This is a genomic window from Burkholderia sp. EMB26 (assembly GCF_024730645.1).
GTDB classification, from domain to species: Bacteria; Pseudomonadota; Gammaproteobacteria; order Burkholderiales; family Burkholderiaceae; genus Burkholderia; species Burkholderia cenocepacia.
This window is the reverse complement of sequence record NZ_CP078072.1, coordinates 778,026-795,857: the sequence shown is the minus strand read 5'-3', so window position 1 is coordinate 795,857 and position 17,832 is coordinate 778,026. Positions and strand designations below refer to the sequence as shown.

At 68.4% G+C, this 17,832-nt stretch carries 17 protein-coding genes; 11 read left to right on the top strand and 6 right to left on the bottom strand.

Annotation, left to right across the window (positions count from 1 at the left end):
• Positions 1–178: 178 nt before the first annotated feature.
• Together KU887_RS33925 and KU887_RS33920 are read left to right on the top strand one after the other, a co-directional pair.
• The gene (locus KU887_RS33925) at positions 179–856 is read left to right on the top strand and encodes a heavy metal response regulator transcription factor (RefSeq protein ID WP_006489720.1); all 678 of its coding nucleotides are present in this window, start codon (positions 179–181) and stop codon (positions 854–856) included.
• Positions 853–2,313 carry a heavy metal sensor histidine kinase gene (locus KU887_RS33920; protein ID WP_258258590.1) on the top strand — a complete coding sequence of 487 codons (1,461 nt, stop codon included), beginning with the start codon at positions 853–855 and terminating at the stop codon, positions 2,311–2,313. The genes KU887_RS33925 and KU887_RS33920 overlap by 4 nt, the downstream gene beginning before the upstream one ends.
• On the opposite strand, the gene KU887_RS33915 is transcribed toward KU887_RS33920, so the two are convergent.
• Genes KU887_RS33915 through KU887_RS33905 form a run of 3 tightly spaced genes read right to left on the bottom strand, consistent with a single transcriptional unit; the run spans position 2,291 to position 8,566 of the window.
• Positions 2,291–3,832 (bottom strand): efflux transporter outer membrane subunit, encoded by a 1,542-nt coding sequence (locus KU887_RS33915; RefSeq protein ID WP_062885718.1) that lies wholly within the window; start codon positions 3,830–3,832, stop codon positions 2,291–2,293. The genes KU887_RS33920 and KU887_RS33915 overlap by 23 nt on opposite strands.
• Positions 3,833–3,863: 31 nt before the next feature.
• Positions 3,864–5,273, bottom strand: a complete 1,410-nt coding sequence (locus KU887_RS33910; protein WP_258258589.1) for an efflux RND transporter periplasmic adaptor subunit — start codon at positions 5,271–5,273, stop codon at positions 3,864–3,866.
• 53 nt (positions 5,274–5,326) lie between these two features.
• Positions 5,327–8,566, bottom strand: a complete 3,240-nt coding sequence (locus KU887_RS33905; protein WP_258258587.1) for an efflux RND transporter permease subunit — start codon at positions 8,564–8,566, stop codon at positions 5,327–5,329.
• Between the two features lie 208 nt (positions 8,567–8,774).
• On the opposite strand from KU887_RS33905, the gene KU887_RS33900 reads away from it, so the two are divergent.
• The 3 genes from KU887_RS33900 to KU887_RS33890 all read left to right on the top strand — a co-directional run bounded on the left by KU887_RS33900 (position 8,775) and on the right by KU887_RS33890 (position 9,901).
• Positions 8,775–9,020 (top strand): AbrB/MazE/SpoVT family DNA-binding domain-containing protein, encoded by a 246-nt coding sequence (locus KU887_RS33900; protein WP_012493780.1) that lies wholly within the window; start codon positions 8,775–8,777, stop codon positions 9,018–9,020.
• Positions 9,017–9,415, top strand: a complete 399-nt coding sequence (locus tag KU887_RS33895; protein ID WP_043205949.1) for a PIN domain-containing protein — start codon at positions 9,017–9,019, stop codon at positions 9,413–9,415. The genes KU887_RS33900 and KU887_RS33895 overlap by 4 nt, the downstream gene beginning before the upstream one ends.
• Before the next feature lie 180 nt (positions 9,416–9,595).
• Positions 9,596–9,901: a DUF4148 domain-containing protein gene (locus KU887_RS33890; RefSeq protein WP_077057143.1), complete on the top strand. Its 306-nt coding sequence runs from the start codon at positions 9,596–9,598 to the stop codon at positions 9,899–9,901.
• Positions 9,902–9,972: 71 nt separating this feature from the next.
• On the opposite strand, the gene ansP is transcribed toward KU887_RS33890, so the two are convergent.
• The gene (gene ansP, locus KU887_RS33885; RefSeq protein ID WP_080331425.1) at positions 9,973–11,463 is read right to left on the bottom strand and encodes an L-asparagine permease; all 1,491 of its coding nucleotides are present in this window, start codon (positions 11,461–11,463) and stop codon (positions 9,973–9,975) included.
• 471 nt (positions 11,464–11,934) lie between these two features.
• Here ansP and KU887_RS33880 point away from each other — a divergent pair, with 471 nt between their 5' ends.
• From KU887_RS33880 to KU887_RS33855, 6 genes are all read left to right on the top strand, one after another.
• Positions 11,935–12,741 (top strand): transporter substrate-binding domain-containing protein, encoded by an 807-nt coding sequence (locus KU887_RS33880; RefSeq protein WP_006484387.1) that lies wholly within the window; start codon positions 11,935–11,937, stop codon positions 12,739–12,741.
• Between the two features lie 89 nt (positions 12,742–12,830).
• The gene (locus tag KU887_RS33875) at positions 12,831–13,517 is read left to right on the top strand and encodes an amino acid ABC transporter permease (protein ID WP_006484385.1); all 687 of its coding nucleotides are present in this window, start codon (positions 12,831–12,833) and stop codon (positions 13,515–13,517) included.
• On the top strand, positions 13,514–14,164 hold the full coding sequence (locus KU887_RS33870) for an amino acid ABC transporter permease (RefSeq protein ID WP_258258582.1): 651 nt from the start codon (positions 13,514–13,516) through the stop codon (positions 14,162–14,164). The genes KU887_RS33875 and KU887_RS33870 overlap by 4 nt, the downstream gene beginning before the upstream one ends.
• Complete coding sequence (locus KU887_RS33865; RefSeq protein ID WP_006493844.1) at positions 14,151–14,900, top strand: amino acid ABC transporter ATP-binding protein; 750 nt, start codon at positions 14,151–14,153, stop codon at positions 14,898–14,900. Before KU887_RS33870 ends, KU887_RS33865 begins: the two co-directional genes overlap by 14 nt.
• 173 nt (positions 14,901–15,073) lie before the next feature.
• Positions 15,074–15,352 (top strand): DUF4148 domain-containing protein, encoded by a 279-nt coding sequence (locus KU887_RS33860; RefSeq protein ID WP_062886082.1) that lies wholly within the window; start codon positions 15,074–15,076, stop codon positions 15,350–15,352.
• Positions 15,349–15,618: a hypothetical protein gene (locus KU887_RS33855; RefSeq protein WP_012493778.1), complete on the top strand. Its 270-nt coding sequence runs from the start codon at positions 15,349–15,351 to the stop codon at positions 15,616–15,618. Before KU887_RS33860 ends, KU887_RS33855 begins: the two co-directional genes overlap by 4 nt.
• Here KU887_RS33855 and KU887_RS33850 read toward each other — a convergent pair.
• Positions 15,546–16,688 (bottom strand): FAD binding domain-containing protein, encoded by a 1,143-nt coding sequence (locus KU887_RS33850; RefSeq protein WP_258258579.1) that lies wholly within the window; start codon positions 16,686–16,688, stop codon positions 15,546–15,548. The two genes, KU887_RS33855 and KU887_RS33850, sit on opposite strands and share 73 nt — an antisense overlap.
• 42 nt (positions 16,689–16,730) lie before the next feature.
• Entirely contained in the window at positions 16,731–17,606 is an 876-nt protein-coding gene (locus tag KU887_RS33845) for an alpha/beta fold hydrolase (protein ID WP_258258577.1), read from the bottom strand.
• Positions 17,607–17,832: the final 226 nt, after the last annotated feature.

The window sequence follows — 17,832 nt, the reverse complement described above, 5'->3', positions numbered from 1 at the left end:
GCGCGGCCGAACCGCCCCGCGATGCCAATGTGTCCCTGTTTTCGTGCAACCGCACGCCAGGCTGACCGGCTGATTACGGTTTTGTCATCTACGCCATTCGCGCTTGCACGCAGCGGCGCCGCGTCGCCGTTTCCCGGTAACATCGCCGCATGTCCCCACGAATGCGACGGAGCCGGCGATGCGCATCCTGATAGTCGAAGACGAACCGAAGACGGGCGCGTACCTGAAGAAGGGGCTCGAGGAATCGGGTTTCAGCGTCGATCTCGCGAAGGACGGCGGCGAAGGGCTGATGCTCGCGCAGGAAGAGCGTTACGACGTGATCGTGCTCGACGTGATGCTGCCCGTGCTCGACGGCTGGGGCGTGCTCAAGCGGCTGCGCGACACGCACACGACGCCGGTGCTGTTCCTGACCGCGCGCGACGACGTGCAGGACCGCGTGCACGGCCTCGAACTCGGCGCCGACGACTACCTCGTGAAGCCGTTCGCGTTCGTCGAGCTGCTCGCCCGGATCCGCACGCTCGCGCGTCGCGGGCCGCCGCGCGAGACCGAGCACCTGGCGGTCGGCGATCTGGACATCGACGTGGTGCGCCGCCGCGTGAAGCGCGGCGCGACGCGGATCGACCTGACGCCGCGGGAATTCTCGCTGCTGCAGCTGCTCGCGCGCCGCCAGGGCGAGGTGCTGAGCCGCACGCAGATCGCGTCGTACGTGTGGGACATGAATTTCGACAGCGACACCAATGTCGTCGAAGTCGCAATCCGGCGCCTGCGCGCGAAGATCGACGACGCGTTCCCGGTCAAGCTGATCCATACCGTGCGCGGCGTCGGCTACGTGCTCGAACCGAAGGACGACGCATGACGCGGCCGCGCTCGCTGGCCGCGACGCTCGCGCTCGCGTTCGCCGCGACCACGCTGGCCGCGTTCGCGCTCGTCGGCGCGTACGTGTATGCGGGCCTCGAGCGGCAGGTGAACACCCAGGACGATCTCGACATCGTGCTGGCCGCGCGCCACACGCGCCGGCTCGCGGGCGAACTCGAGTCGCTCGACGCGGTTCGCTCGCACGCGGAGCGGCTGACGAGCCAGGTGCTGGGCAACGAGGCGCTGTCGATGGTCGTCGTCGATGCGGGGGGCGACGTGCTCGCGCGCCACAACGTCCGGCTCGCCGCACTCGACGACGCGCCGGCAGCCGCCTCGGCGCCGCTGGCCGACGCGCAGCTCTTTGCGCCACGCGCGGTGCCGGTTCCGGCGAACGACCGGATCACGGACGACCGGCTCGTCACGTGGACCGCCGACGGCGGCACGCCGATGCGCGGCGTCGTGATCGAGGCCCCGCTCGGCGACCGTACGCCGATCCGCATCGCGATCGCGCGCAACATGCGCGACCGGGCCGATCTGCTCGACGGCTACCGCGACCGGCTCAAGCTCGCCGGCGGGCTCGGCGCGCTGTTCGCGCTGCTGCTCGGCTATTGGCTGATCCGCACGGCGCTCGCGCCGTTGCGCGAGATCGTCGACAACACCGGCCGGATCACGGTCGACAAGCTCGACACGCGGCTCGACGCGTCGCGCGCGCCGCCCGAGCTGCGCGCGCTGGTCGACGCGCAGAACGCGATGCTCGGCCGCCTGCAGCAGGCGTTCGCGCATCTGTCGCAATTCAGCGCCGATCTCGCGCATGACCTGCGCACGCCGCTGAACAACATGCGCGGCGCCACCGAAGTCGCGCTCGCGCGGCCGCGTTCGGTCGACGAGTACCAGACGCTGCTCGAATCGAATCTCGAGGAATACGACCGTCTCGCGCGGATGATCGAGAACGTCCTGTTTCTCGCGCGCGCCGAGCATCCGAGCTTCGTCACGCGGCAGCGCGCGTTCGACGTGCGCGACGAACTCGAGCGCATCGCCGAGTATTTCGAGGGGCTCGCCGACGAAGCGGGCTCGACGTTGCGCGTCGACGGGCAGGGGCAGCTGACGGCCGATGTCGAACTGTTTCGTCGGGCCGTGGGCAACCTGCTCGCGAACGCGCTGCGTTACACGCCTGCCGGCGGCGTCATCACGCTGAGCGTCGATGAAACGGCCGATGCGGTGCGCGTCGTCGTCGCGAATTCGGGCGAGCCGATCGATCCCGCGCTGCTGCCGCGGATCTTCGACCGGTTCGTGCGCGGCGACCCCGCGCGCAGCGGCGGTGCGCCGGGCGGCACGGCCGGGCTCGGCCTCGCGATCGTGCGCTCGGTGATGGAGCTGCACGGCGGCAGCGCGCAGGTCGAAAGCGATGCGCGCGGCACGCGGTTCGTGCTCGTGTTCAACCGGCCGCCTGTTGCGTGACGGCGGGTTCGTGGCGCGCGGCGGCCGCGTGTTCGTGCGTGTCGGTGTTCGATTCCGCGTCTGAGCTGGCGCTTACGCCCGCCTGCCAGCCACCACCCAGCGCCTTCAGCAACCCGACTTCGGCCTCGATCCGGCGCGCGTCGATCTGATCGGCCGTGCGCCGGTTCGTCAGCGCGATCGTCTGCGCGGTCACCACGTCCAGATAGCTGACGGCGCCCGCGTTGAAGCGATTCGTCGTCAGCCGCAGCGACAGGTCGGCCGCGTCGGTCGCGCGCTGCTGGCTGACGGCTTCGGACGCGAGCGCATCGAGCGCGGACAACTGATCCTCGACCTGCTGGAACGCGACGAGTACGGTTTGCCGGTAGTCGGCGACCGCACCGTCGTATTGCGCATGCGCGCCGCGCAGCGACGCGCTGCGGCGGCCGCCGTCGAACAGCGTGCCGGCGAGTTGCGGGCCGAGCGACCAGAACAGGCTCGGCGCGGCGAGCCACGGCGCGAAGAACGAACTTTCGAGGCCGGCGCTCGCCGACAGCACGAGATCCGGGAAGAACGCGGCCCGCGCCTCGCCGATCTGCGCGTTCGCGGCCGCGACGCGACGCTCGGCCGCCGCGATGTCGGGCCGCCGCTCCAGCAGTTGCGACGGCACGCCGGCCGGAATGGCCGGCACGTGGAACGGCTGTACGTGCGGCGGCAGCGCGAACGTCGACGCGCTTTCGCCGACGAGCGTCGCGATCGCGTGCTGCAACTGCGCACGCGACGCATCGATGTCGGTGTCCTGCGTGCGGGTCGATTCGAGCTGCGTCTCGGCTTGCGCGACCGCCGACGCGTCGATCGCACCGGCCGCGAGTTGCTGCTTGAGCAGCGTCAGCGCGTCCGCGTACGCATGCACCGTGTCGTCGAGCAGTTGCTTCTGCGTGTCGAGCGAGCGCAGCGCGAAATAGTCGGTCGCGAGTTCGGCCGTGACCGACAGCTTCACGGCCTGCAGGTCGGCCGCGCTCGCGGCGGCGTTCGCCTGCGCGCCGGTCACCGCGTCGCGCACGCGGCCGAACAGGTCGGGCTCCCAGCTCGCGGCCACGCCGACCTGGTAGTCGGGCGTCGTCTTGCCGGCGAGCGACGAGCCGAGCCGGTTCTGCGACACGCGCGCGCGGCTCTGCGCGGCACCGGCCGTGATCGTCGGCAGGAACCCGGCGTGCTGATAGTCGACCATCGCGCGGGCTTGCTGCAGATCGGCGACGGCTTTCTTCACCGTCTGGTTCGACACGTCGACGCGCGCTTCGAGCGCGTTCAGATCGGCATCGTCGAAGACGGTCCACCAGGGGCCGCGTGCGACGGCGTCGGCCGGCATCGCGACGTGCCAGCCGGTTTGTTCGGCAGGTGCTGCCGGTGCGCCTGCATAGTGCACGGGCACCGCGACGGCGGGCGGCGAATAGCGCGGCAGCGTCGAGCAGGCGGTCAGTGCGGCGACGGCGCCGAGCGCGACGATGCGGCGAGCGAACGGGAGCGGATGAGGAAGACGCATGGCAGGCATCTCGTGGGTGGTCGTCGATGGGTCAGCCGTGGGCGGGCGCGGGAGCGAGTGTCGACGCAGCCGGCGCGGCACCGGCCGCGTGCAGCGGCGGCACGTCGCGTGCACTGACCGCGGAAGCCGGTTGCGCGGGCAGAGCAGACGAAGCAGACGAAGCAGACGAAGCCGCAACCGGCGCCGCATCGTGCGAAGTCGACACGACCTTCACGGCTTCCCCGACCGTGATCGCATCGCCCGGGTTGTCGATCACGCGATCGGCCGCCGCGAGCCCCGCGACGATCTCCACGCGCGTGCCGAAATCCCGCCCGATCTGCACGGTCTTCAGCGCGGTTTGCCCGTTCGCGTCGACGGTGGCGACCGTCACGCCGTTCGGGCGGAACAGCAGCGCGCTGACCGGCAGCTCAAGCGCCGGCGCCGCACTCGGCAAGACGAGATGCGCCTGCGCATACGCGCCGGGCATCAGCGCGCCGTCGCGGTTGTCGACGTCGATCTCGACACGCAGCGTGCGCGTGACGGGATCGATCGCGCCCGCGCTGCGCGCGACCTGCGCGGCAAAGTGCCGGCCCGGATACTGTGGCGTCGTCAGGTAGACGGACGTGCCGGCCGACACGCCGGTCGCGCTGTCCTGTGGCACGTCGACGAACACGCGCAGCGTGTTCGTCTGTTCGAGATGGAACAGTTCGCCGGACAGGCCCGGGCTGCCCGGCGTGCCGCCCGCGGTCACGAGCGTGCCGACGTCGACGTTGCGTGCGGTGATCACGCCGTCGAACGGCGCGGTGACCGACTCGTACGACACGAGTTCGGCAAGATGCGCGACGTTCGCCTGCGCGGACGCGAGCATCGCGCGCTTCGCGTTCATGTCCGCGACCTTCGTGTCGGTGTCCTGCTGCGACACCGATTGCGTTTTCAGCATGTCCTGCCAGCGCTGCGCGGTCGATTTCGCATAGTCGTAGTTCGCCTGCGCGCTCGCTTCGTCCGCACGCGCCTGGCGCAGCTGCGCATCGAGATCGGGCGCCGAGATCTGCGCGAGCGTCTGGCCGGCCTTCACGCGCGCGCCGAGATCGGCGCTCCAGTGCGCGATATAGCCGCTCGTGCGCGCATAGATCGACGCGTCCGCATACGGCATCACCGAGCCGGGCAACGTCAGTGTCTGGTCGGCCGGCGCCGCGCCGGGCATGACGACCGACACCGGCAGCGCCTGCTGCGCGGCGACCTGCGCGCGCTGCGCGGCGCGTGCGTCGATACGCGGCACGATGCCGAGCGCGAGCAGCGCGGCGGCGAGCGCGACGGCCGCGAGCGGCACGGCCAGCTTGCGGCCGCGGCGGGGCGGCGGCGTATCGGAGGCGGCGCCGCGCGCGGCGGGCGGCACGGCTGCGGCCACGGTGGCCGCTTCGGCGGCGGGCGGCGGGGCGACGGGTTCGATCGAGTCGTTCATGATGGGTCCGGGGGCGGGCGAATCGAAGGATGAGAAGGGGCGGGCGTCCGCGCTCAACGCAGCGCCGGCGTATCGGGTGCGTGCTGCGCGTGCCGCGCTGCCGCGGCGTCGCGACGCCGGGCGAGCCACGCATGGACGAAGCCGAACAGCACCGGCACGAACAGCAGCGTCGACACCGTGCCGAACGCGAGGCCGCCGATCACCGCGCGGCCGAGCGGCGCGTTCTGCTCGCCGCCGTCGCCGAGGCCGAGCGCCATCGGCAACATGCCGATCAGCATCGCGAGCGCGGTCATCACGACGGGCCGGAAGCGGTTGAAGCCCGCGTCGAGCGCCGCTTGCCATGGCGGCGCGCCGGCCGCGAGCAACTCGCGCGCTGCGTTCACGACGAGAATGCTGTTCGCGGTCGCGATGCCGATGCACAGGATCGTGCCGGTCAGCGCGGGCACCGACAGCGTGGTGCGCGTGACGAACAGCATCCATGCGATGCCGGCGAGCGATGCCGGCAGCCCGCCGACGATCACGAGCGGATCGAGCCACGACTGGAAGTTCACGACCATCAGCAGGTAGACCAGCGAGATCGCGAGCGCGAGGCCGCCGAGCAGCCCCGCGAACGACTCGTGCATCGCCTGCACCTGGCCGCGCAGCACGATCGACGCGCCGGGCGGCAGTTGCGCGCGCGCGGCGTCGACGAGCTTCGTCACGTCGCCCGTGACGCCGCCGAGGTCGCGCCCCTGCACGGACGCGAAGATGTCGAGCACCGGCTGCACGTTGTAGTGCGACACCACGGCCTGCTGCGTCGCGCGCGAGAACGAGCCGAGCGCGCCGAGCAGGTTCTGCGCGGGCGCGCCCGCGGCCGGGCCGCCGGCCGGCGTCTGCGGCGAGCGGGCGGTGCCGGCGGGCAGCGGCACGTTCGCGAGCGACTGCAGCGAATTTACCGTGTACTGCGGCGTCTGCACGAGCACCGGGTAGCTGACGCCGTTGCGCGGATCGAGCCAGAAGTTCGGCGTCGTCTGCGAGCTGCCGGACAGCGCGATCAGCAGGTTCTGCGCGACGTCGCGCTGGTCGAGACCGGCCTGGATCGCCTTCGTACGATCGACGTTCACGTTGATAGCGGGTTCGTCGCCGGGCTGCTGGATGCGCGCGTCGACGAGCCCGCGCACGCCGCGCAGCTTCGTGAGCAGCGCGTTCGCGACCGCGCGGTTCTGGTCGAGCTTGTTGCCGACGATCTGGATGTCGATCGGCGCGGGCAGTCCGAAGTTGAGGATCTGGCTGACGATGTCGGCCGGCAGGAACGCGAACGTCACGCCGGGGAACGCCTGCGCGAGCACGTTGCGCAGCTTCGCGACGTACGCGGCGGTCGACGCGTGATCCGGCTTCAGCGTGACGAGCACGTCGGCGTCCTCGGTGCCGATCGGGTCCGACGAGTCGTACGTGAGGTTGATCCCGCTCACCGGCACGCCGATGTTGTCGAGCACGCCCGCGAGCTGGTTCGCCGGAATCACGCTGCGGATCTTCGCTTCCACTTCGTCGGTGAGCCGCGCGGTTTCCTCGATCCGCGTGCCGGTCGGCGCGCGCAAATGCAGGCGAATCTCGCCGGTGTCGACCGACGGAAAGAAGTCCTGCCCGGCGAACGCGTAGAGGCCCGTCGATGCGACGCAGGCGAGCAGGAACGCGGCCGCGAAGCGGCGCCGCCGCGCGATCGCCGCCGACAGCAGCGCGCGATAGCGCAGCCGCACGGCCTCGAAGCGATGCTCGAACGCGGCCTGGAACCGCGCGATGCGTGCGAATGCGCCGCGCGGCGGCCGGCCGCTGCCTTTGGCGCGCATCAGCGCCATCGCAAGCGTCGGCACCAGCGTGCGCGAGAAGAAGTACGACGCGATCATCGCGAAGATCACGGCTTCGGCGAGCGGCACGAACAGATAGCGCGCGACACCCGTGAGCAGGAACATTGGCACGAACACGATGCAGATCGACAGCGTCGACACGAAGGTCGGCACCGCGATTTCCCCCGCGCCGGTGAGGATCGCTTCGTCGAGCGGCGCGCCGAGCTCGAGATGATGCGTGATGTTCTCGATCGCGACGGTCGCGTCGTCGACGAGGATCCCGACCGCGAGCGCGAGCCCGCCCAGCGTCATGATGTTGATGGTCTGCCCGAGCACGGACAGCGCGAGCAGCGACGTGAGCACCGCGAGCGGAATCGTGATCGCGATGATCAGCGTCGCGCGCCAGCTGCCGAGGAACAGCAGGATCATCAGCGCGGTCAGGCATGCGGCGATCAGCGCTTCGCGCACGACGCCCTGGACCGCCGCCTTCACGAACACGGACTGATCGTCGAGCGGCGCGATGCGCAGCGTGTTCGGCAACCCGGCCGCGATCTTCGGCAGCATCGCCTTCACCTGGTCGATGATCGTCAGCGTCGATGCGCTGCCGGTCTTCTCGACCGTCAGCAGCGCCGCGCGCTTGCCGTCCACCCGCACGATGTTGGTCTGCGGCGCGTAGCCGTCGCGAACGTGCGCGACGTCGCGCACGTACACGACGTTGCCGCCGATCGTCTTCACCGGCAGGTCGTTCAGCGCGGCGACCGTCTGCGTGCTGCCGTTCATCTGCACGTTGTATTCGTGCGTGCCGATTTTCGCGGTGCCGCCCGGCAGGATCAGGTTCTGCGCGTTGATCGCGTTCACGACGTCGATCGGCGCGAGCCCCTTCGCCTGCAGCGCGCGCGTATCGAGATCGACGACGATCTGGCGGATCTTGCCGCCGAACGGCAGCGGCACCGCCGCGCCCTGGACGGTCGCGAGCTGCGTGCGGATGAAGCTGTTGCCGAGGTCGTACAGCTGCTGCTCGGCGAGCGTGTCGCTCGACAGCCCGAGCTGCAGGATCGGCACCGTCGACGCGTTGTACGTGATGATGTTCGGCGGCAGCGTGCCGGGCGGCAGGATGCGCAGGATCGACGCGGCGTTGCTCGCGGCTTGCGCGATCGCGCGATTGATGTCGGCGCCCGGGTGGAAGAACACCTTCACGACCGACACGCCGTTCAGCGATTGCGACTCGATGTGCTCGATGTCGTCGACGTCGGACGTGAGCGCGCGTTCGTAGTTCGACGTGATCCGCTTGGCCATGTCCTCGGCGGAGAAGCCGTTGTACGACCAGACGATGCTGACGACCGGAATGTCGATGTTCGGAAAGATGTCGGTCGGCGTGCGCAGCAGTGCCAGCGGCCCCGCGATGAAGATCAGCAGCGCGAGTACGACGAACGTGTAGGGCCTGCGTAACGCCAGCCGGACGATCCACATGATGGTGCTCCTCGAAGCAGGGCTCGGATGCGCATTCGATGCGACGAGCACGCAGTCTGCCGGCGCGGCGTTGACCCGACCCTGACTCGAGGATTACGAAACCGTTATCTGTGCGGGCGCACTGCAGCGTCGGCGGTGGTCGCCGGTAGCTCGCCCTTGCTTTTTCATATTCCTTACCATAAAGTAAGGAATATTGGAGGTGCCGCAAATGACAGCAGCTACTATTACTTCAAAGGGTCAGGTGACCATTCCGGTGGATGTACGCAATCAACTAGGCCTGGAGTCCGGAGACCGGATCGAATTCAGCTTCAACGAGGCAACGGGCCGGTATGAGATCTACCCGGCCACGCGCTCGCTCGCCTCGCTCAAGGGCATCGTGAAAAAGCCCGAGAAATCGGTGTCAATCGAGGACATGAATCGGGCCATCGCCGAACAGGGAGCGTCCGCGCGATGATAGGACTGGATCCGAACGTGCTGGTCCGCTATTTCGCTCAAGACGATGCCGTGCAATCAAAGAGGGCGACCGCGCTGATGGAGTCGTTGTCGGCGGAGCGTCCGGGGTACGTTTCGCAGGTGGCGCTGGTCGAGGTCGTCTGGGTGCTGGGACGTTGCTACGGCGTAGAGCGCGAACAGATAACAGACATCATCGACTCAATGACCGCTACGAAGGAACTGGCCGTTGAAGGCGCTGACACGGTGCGAAAGGCACTTCGCGTTTTCGCGGCATCACCGAAGGCGGATTTTGCGGATTGCCTGATCGAGCGGTCGGCACACGTCGTCGGGTGCGAGTACACAGCAACCTTCGACGTGGCCGCCTCAAAGGTCGCTGGCATGCGGTTGATAAAGTAATCACGGCGCAAGCCGACGATAGAAGAACGGGCGATCAGATAACAAAACCGTAATCGAAGCCTCACCTTCAGGAAAGCGCGCGAATCGCAGAATGGACTCAACTCTTCATCGCATCGATGGGGAGCGGAGGTCCGGCCTGATCTGCGGACGCGAACACGCCATCTTTGAGAGGTGAACATCATGAACAACCTGATTCGTGCAGTCCTGCTGTCCTGCGCACTGAGCGCACCGATCGTCGCATTTGCGCAAACCACCGACCATGCGGTTACCCGCGCCGAGGTGCGTGCCGATCTCGTCCGCGTCGAAAAGGCCGGTTATCGTCCCATCGGCACCGATCCGTACTATCCGGAGGACATCCAGGCCGCGGAGGCGAAGGTCGCCGCGCAGCAAGCGCAATCGGCCGCTGCCCAGCCGACCGACGCGGCCAGGACGGCGACATCATCGCTCGCGTCGCTCGACACGCAGCCGTTGTACGAGCATCACTGAGCGCGGTTGGCGACCGCCGTCGGAAACCCGGCGGCGGTTCCCTCAACGGACGGCGCGCATGCCGTAGCGAGTCAGTTCTCGCCTTTCTCGAGCACGTTCTGCGTGAGCGTGATCGACGGAATCGTCGGCTTGAGCAGCGCGCGGCGCGCGCGACGGCTCAGCCACTTCCAGCCGGCCACGAGCAGCAGCGCGACCAGCGGGATCGAGGCGATCGTCCACGTCCCGTTCGGGTAGTCGAAGGCCATCAACACCAGCACGCCGAGCAGGAACAGCAACGTGAGCCACGACGTGACGGGCGCGCCCGGCATCCTGAACGACACGTCTTCCACGTCGCCGCGCCTGACCGCGGCGCGGAACTTCATCTGGCACACGACGATGAAGCCCCAGGTGCTGATGATGCCCAGCGACGCGATGTTCAGCACGATCTCGAACACGCTCGACGGCACGAGATAGTTGAGCAGCACGCCGACCACGTAGATCGCGACCGTCACCAGAATGCCCGCGTACGGGACGGATTGCCCGCTCATTCGCGCGAGGAACGCGGGGGCGGAGCCGCCCATCGACAGCGAACGCAACACGCGCCCCGTCGAATACAGGCCGGAGTTGAGGCTCGACAGCGCGGCCGTGAGCACCACCAGGTTCATCACCGAGCCGATGCCCGGCACGCCGAGCGTGCCGAAGAACGTGACGAACGGGCTCTGGCCCGCCTTGTACGCGCTCCACGGCAGCAGGCAGACCAGCAGCACGACCGATGCGACGTAGAAGATCGCGATGCGCCAGATCACGTTGTTGATCGCGCGCGGCAGCACCTTGCGCGCATCCTTGCATTCGCCGGCGGCCGTACCGACCAGTTCGACGCCCGCGAACGCGAACACCACGCCCTGCACCAGCACCAGCGCCGGCATCAGCCCGTGCGGAAAGAACCCGCCGTTGTCGGTGATCAGATGCATGCCGGTGCCATGACCGGCGACCGGCATGCCCGTGCCGAGGATCGCCGCGCCGATCACGAGAAACAGCACGATCGCAGCGACCTTGATCAGCGCGAACCAGAACTCCATCTCGGCGAACCACTTCACGCCGATCAGGTTCATCGTCGCGACGATGCACAGCGCGACGAGCGCGAAGATCCACTGCGGCACGGCCGCGAACGGCGCCCAGTAGTGCATGTAGAGCGCGACGGCGGTGATGTCGACGATGCCGGTCATCGCCCAGTTCAGGAAGTACATCCAGCCGGCGACGAACGAGGCCTTTTCGCCAAGGAACTCGCGCGCGTACGACACGAAGCTGCCGCTGCTGGGGCGATGCATCACGAGTTCGCCGAGCGCGCGCAGGATCAGGAACGAAAACGCGCCGCACACCAGATAGACGATCGCGAGCGCCGGGCCGGCGGCCTGCAGCCGCGCGCCGGCGCCGAGAAACAGCCCGGTGCCGATGGCCCCGCCGATCGCGATCATCTGCACCTGTCGATTGCCGAGGGTCTGGTGATAGCCGGCTTCGTGCGATTCGAGCCAGCTGCGTTTGTCGGTTTCGCCGGTTGTCGACGGGTCGGGAATCGATGCCATGACGGTATCCTCGCGCGCGGATGGGATTGGATTCGCCCCGATCGCGGGACGATCGGGACCACCGGTACCGGAGGAGCAGCGCACCGAATCGAGCACGCCCGTCCTGATCGCGATTCGTCGGACGTGACGAAAGGCACGGTACGTCGCGAACGTATTCAGCCGTAATTGCCGTCACAAACGGAATGCAAATTTGGACTGGGCCTGTTCGAATCCGTGCATAGGGCCGCGGCGACGGGTGAACCAGATAGGTAATTTGGTGCGCCGGCGCGCGCTGCGAGGGCAACCGTTACCGACGGCGCCGGTTCGTGCACCGAAATGAGGAATTCGGCACGCCGAGCGGTTCGCTGAAATTTCCGTCTCGTGCCGGTGGGGCAAGCGTTTGACGGCAATGGCCCGGTTTTTGCTGGAGTGGTGTGGACCGCGCAATCGTTGCGCGTCGCTCGACGACATACCAGACAAGGAAGATTCACCGTGAGCCCGACGACCCGACCGTTCCCCCGACGCACCTGGCTGGCTGCGCTGCTCGCCGCCCCCGTGATCGCGCTGTTCGCCGCCGCGCCGGCCCATGCCGATGCGCTCGACACCATCGCGAAAAACGGCACGCTGCGCGTCGCGGTGCCCGAGGACTATCCGCCCTTCGGTTCGGTCGGCACGGACATGCAGCCGCAGGGCTACGACATCGACATGGCAGGACTCCTTGCCAAGGCGCTCGGCGTCAAGCTGAAGCTGGTGCCCGTAAACAGCGCGAACCGGATTCCGTACCTGACGACCAACAAGGTCGACATGGTGATCTCGTCGCTCGGCAAGACCCCGGAGCGCGAGAAGGTCATCGACTTCTCGAGCGCGTACGCACCGTATTTCCAGGGCGTGTTCGGGCCGTCCGACGTGAAGGTGAGCGCGCCGGCCGACCTCACCGGCAAGACGGTCGGCGCCACGCGCGGCGCGCTCGAGGAGATCGCGCTGTCGCAGCTCGCGCCGAACGCGACGATCAAGCGCTTCGAGGACAACAACGCGACGATCCAGGCGTTCCTGTCGGGGCAGGTCCAGTTGATCGCGGCCGGCAACATCGTCGCGGCGGCGATTCTCGCGAAGAATCCGCCGCGCCGCCCGGAGGTGAAGTTCGTGATCAAGAATTCGCCGTGCTTCGTCGGCGTCAACAAGAACGAACCACGCCTGCTCGCGAAGATCGACGATGCGATCGCGCATGCGAAGCAGGACGGCTCGCTGGGCGAGATGTCGCGCAAGTGGCTCGGCCAGCCGTTGCCGGCCGGACTGTGACGCATCGCCGTGTCGCCGGATACGTCGCCGCGGCCGGGGTGCCCGGCGTGGCGCGTGTCGTTGTCCGAACCTGAATTTATCCCCGTCCCATGAGCTACCAGCTTCAATTCGGCGAGCTCGCCGAGTACGTCGGCGTGTTCGCGAGCGGCGCGGCGATCACGCTCGCGCTGACCGCGGTTGCGACCGTGCTGGGCGTCGCCGTCGGCGTGCTCGGCGCGGCCGCGTACAGCGCCGACGCGCGCGCGGCCGTGCGCTTGCGCCCGCTGATCGGCGCGTACGTCGAGGCGATTCGCAATACGCCGTTCGTCGTCCAGCTGTTCTTCATCTTCTTCGGCTTGCCGGCGCTCGGCGTGCACATCGACGAGTACACGGCCGCGATCCTCGCGATGACGCTCAATCTCGGCGCGTACTCGGTCGAGATCGTGCGCGCCGGCGTGGCCGCCGTGCCGAAAGGGCACTTGGAGGCCGCGTCCGCGCTGGCGATGTCGCGCGCGCAGATGCTGCGTCACGTCGTGTTGCCGCAGGCGCTCGCCAAGGTGTTTCCCGCGCTGTCGAGCCAGATCGTGATCACGATGCTCGGCTCGGCCGTCGTGTCGCAGATCTCGGTGGCCGATCTGACCTATGCGGCCAGCTACATCCAGTCGCGCAACTTCCGCGCCTTCGAGACGTACTTCGTGATCACGCTCGCGTATCTGGCGATGGCGCTGCTGCTGCGCGCCACGCTCGGCGCGATGGGCCGCCGCCTGTTCACCCGTCGCGTGCGAGGTGCGCGATGACCGATTTCACGTTGGGGCAGATTCTCGCAAACCTGCTGCTGGCCGCGCGCTGGACGATCGTGCTGTCGATCGTGTCGTTCGTGACGGGCGGCCTGGTCGGCCTCGGCTTGCTCGTGATGCGCGTGTCGAGCTCGACGGTGCTGCGCGGCGTCGCGAAGCTCTATATCGAGGTGTTCCAGGGCACCCCGTTGCTGATGCAGCTGTTCATCGTGTTCTTCGGCCTGCCGCTCGTCGGGCTCGACGTTCCGCCGTGGGTCGCGGCCACGGCCGGGCTCACGTTCTTCACCAGCGCGTATCTGGCCGAGATCTGGCGCGGCTGTGTCGAGGCCGTACCGAAAGGGCAGTGGGAGGCGTCGGCCAGCCTGGCGATGAGCTACGTCGAGCAATTGCGTCACGTGATCCTGCCGCAGGCCGCGCGCATCGCGATCGCGCCGACGGTCGGTTTCGGCGTGCAGGCCGTGAAGGACACGGCGCTGGTGTCGATCATCGGCTTCACCGAGCTGACGAAGGTCGGCGTCGCGATTTCGAACGCGACGTTCCGGCCGTTCGTCGTGTATGGCCTCGTCGCGCTGATCTATTTCGCGCTCTGTTATCCGCTTACCCGTTATGCGCGCACGTTGCAAAGGAGATGGCATGCCGCTCGTTGAAACCCGGGGTCTCGAAAAGAACTTCGGCACCCATCATGTGCTCAAGGGCATCGATTTCTCCGTCGAGCGCGGGCAGGTCGTCTCGATCATCGGGCGCAGCGGCTCGGGCAAGAGCACGCTGCTGCGCACGCTCAACGGGCTCGAGAGCATCGACGCGGGCACGATCTCGGTCGACGGCGAACGCGTCGATGCACGGCACGCGGACCTGCGTGCGCTGCGGCTGAAGGTCGGCATGGTGTTCCAGCAGTACAACCTGTTTCCGCACCTGAGCGCGGGTCAGAACGTGATGCTCGCGCAGTCGGTGGTGAAGAAGGCGCACCGCCAGCAGGCACGCGCGATCGCGGAACTGATGCTCGAGCGCGTCGGCCTCGGCGACAAGTTCGACGCGTTTCCGGAACAGTTGTCGGGCGGCCAGCAGCAGCGCGTCGCGATTGCGCGGGCGCTCGCGATGAAGCCGAGCGTGCTGCTGTGCGACGAAATCACGTCCGCGCTCGATCCGGAGCTCGTCGGCGAGGTGCTGGGCGTGGTCGAGCAACTCGCGCGCGAGGACATGACGCTGATCATGGTGACGCACGAGATGAACTTCGCGCGTGCGGTGAGCGACCGGATCGTGTTCATGCATCAGGGGCGCGTGTGGGAGAGCGGGACGGCCGACGAGATCTTCGAGCGGCCGCAGACGGTGGAGTTGACGCGGTTTCTGGGCAGCGTGCGAAACACCGAAACCGTGACGCGCTGACCGACGCCGCCGTGTGGCCCGGCCGCGATAGATGACAGGACCGTAATCGAAGCCTCACCTTCCGGACAGCGCGCGAATCGCAGAATGGACACCACTCCTCATCGCATCGATGCGGAGCGGAGGTCCGGCCTGATCGGCGGACGCTAACACGCTATCTTCGAGAGGTGAACATCATGAACCACCTGATTCGTGCGGCATTGCTTTCCTGTGCGCTGAGCGCACCGATCGTCGCATTTGCGCAGACCACCGGCCATCCGGTCACGCGGGCCGACGTGCGCGCCGACCTGATTCAGGCGGAGCGCGACGGGTCGCTGCCGACGTTGAACACGGACTATCCGCCGAGCGCGCAGACGATCGCGCGCAATCGCGAGCTGTATGCGATCGCGCATGGCGGCCGGCACTCGGCAATGACCGCGACGTCGGGCGCCGTATCGACCGCGAGCGCGCAATGAAGCGGGGCGCCGTATCGAGACGCGTGACGGGGCTGGCGATCGCCGCGTGGCTCGCGGCGGTCGCGACCCCGGTTTTCGCGCGCGGGCAGCCGCAGCTGCCCGATGACGACGGCGGGCGCGCCAGCGTGCTGCGCGCACTGAATCCCGGATTCGATCCGCAGCGCCATGCAGTCGACCCCCGGCCGGCGCATGTTCACGCCGCGCCCATCAGCCGCGCGCCGAGTGCGATCCCGCGCGCGGCGATCGATGCGCTGGCGGCGCGCTGACGGGCGTCCCAGCCCGCCAGCGCGGCATCGAACGCGGCGCCGCGTGTGACTTTGCGCACTGCTTCGGCGAGGCCGACCGCGTCCTCCGCCGCTTTCGCGACGCCCGCCGCCGTGTGCGGGCGCACGATGCAGGCGGCATCGCCGAGCAGCACCGCGCGCCCGAAAGCCATCCGCTCGACCGCGAGATCGAGGATCGCCTGCGCGAACGGCGCGGTGGTTGCATCGACGAGCGCGGCGAGCGTCGGCGCGAGCATCCGGTCGGCGGCGTCGACGAGTTCCGCGCGGTGGTCGTCGCGCATCGCGCCGGGTGGCAGCGACCCGTCGCGTTGCGTGCCGTCGCGCGCAACGAACAGCGACGGCATCCGGTCGGATGCGAGACGCCGGTACCACACCCAGTTCACGCGCCGTTTGCCCGGTTCGATCGTGCCGTCGGCGCCGGGCACCAGATAGGTCAGGAACAGGTGCCGGTCGCCTTGCTGGAACGTGAAGCGTTCGCGCAGCAGGACCAGCACCTGCTCGGGCAGCGCGCGTTCGTCGACGAGCCCGCGCCACGCGACATAGCCCGCATACGTCGGCCGCACGTCCGGCAGCAATTGCGCGCGCACGGTCGAGCGGCCGCCGTCCGCGCCGATCAGCAGGTCGGCCGTCTCGGCGCGGCCGCTCGCGAAATGCGCGACGATCCGCTCGCCGTCCGGTTCGAACCGCTCGAACGCGTCGCCCGCGTGGATGACGCCGGCGGGCAGCGCACGCTTGAGCGCCGTGTAGATCACGTTCCAGCCCGTCTGCGTCTGCGGCATCGCGAAGCGCTGCACGATCCGGTCGTGCGCATCGACGTAGATCCGGTCGATCGAATCGACGCTTGCCTCGCGCGGCAGCGGCACACCGCCGAACGCGAACGCGCGCTCGATCGGCGGTTGCAGCACGATGCCGCCGCCGCGGCTGTCGAGTGCGTGCGGCGATTGCTCGAAGACGCGGACGTCCCAGCCGGCCGCGCGCAGCGCGGTCGCCGCGAACAGCCCGCCGACCGATCCGCCGGCGATGACGGCCTTGCGGCCCGCTCCGTGTTCCATCCGATGTTCCCCCCGATGATGCCGTGTGCGGCGCGCGTGGCGTCAGCCGGCCCAGCCGCGCAGGAAATCGAGCAGCAGCGCGTTCACGCGCTCGGGCTGCTCCTCGTGCGGCAGATGCCCGCACTGCGCGATCGGCTCGGCACGCAGGTGGGTCGCCATGCCTTCCCATACGGCCTTCATGTCGAACATCTTGCCGACCGCGTAGAAATCCTCGCCCCAGATCGCCATGGTCGGGCACGCGATCCTGACGTCCGCATCGACGAGGTCCTGCTGCACGTCTTCCGCGTTCGCGCGATAGTCGGCCAGCGCGCCGCGCGCGGCCCCCGGGCGTCGGTACGCACGCACGTACGTGTCGAACGCATCGCCCGAGATCGCGTGCGGGTTGTAGCACCAGTCGGCGAAAAAGTAGCTGAGCCATTCGGCTTCCTTGCCGGCGATCAGCGCCTCCGGCAGGTCGGGCACCTGATGGAACAGGAAGAACCAGTACGCGCGCGCCGTTTGCGCGGTCATGTTCTGCGCGACGATGCGCGTCGGCACGTTGTCCATCACGACGAGCCGCTCGACGCGTTCGGGGAAGTCCTTCGCGAAACGCGTCGCGACGCGTGCGCCGCGATCGTGCCCGACGAGCGCGATGCGCTCGATGCCGAGCGCGTCGAGCAGCGCGGCGAGATCGCGCGCCATGTTGCGCTTGTCGTAGCCGGCCGCGGGTTTGTCGGTTTCGCCGTAGCCGCGCAGGTCGGGCACGATCACGCGATAGTGCCGCGCGAGCACCGGAATCTGGAAGCGCCATGCAAAACTGGTTTCGGGGAAGCCGTGCAGCAGCACGACGACGGGCCCCGCGCCGGCATCGATGACGTGCTGGCGGATGCCGTTCGCCGTAACGGTGTGATGGGTGAGTGCGAGCGTGTCGGTCGTCATGGTGAGAATCCCGGTTCGATGCGGACGGTGCGCGATACGGTCGCGTCCGATGCTGTCCGAGCATAGGCCACGCGACGAACGTCGTGGCTGAATCGTTCTGAATCCCGGTGTGAGGCGGCGGCGTGGCGGTCGGTTCGTCGGCGGTCGTCGCGTGCGTGCGTCGCCGCGCCGCACCGCACCGCACCGCACCGCACGTTCAGAACGATTCAGTTCGCCGCCATGACTT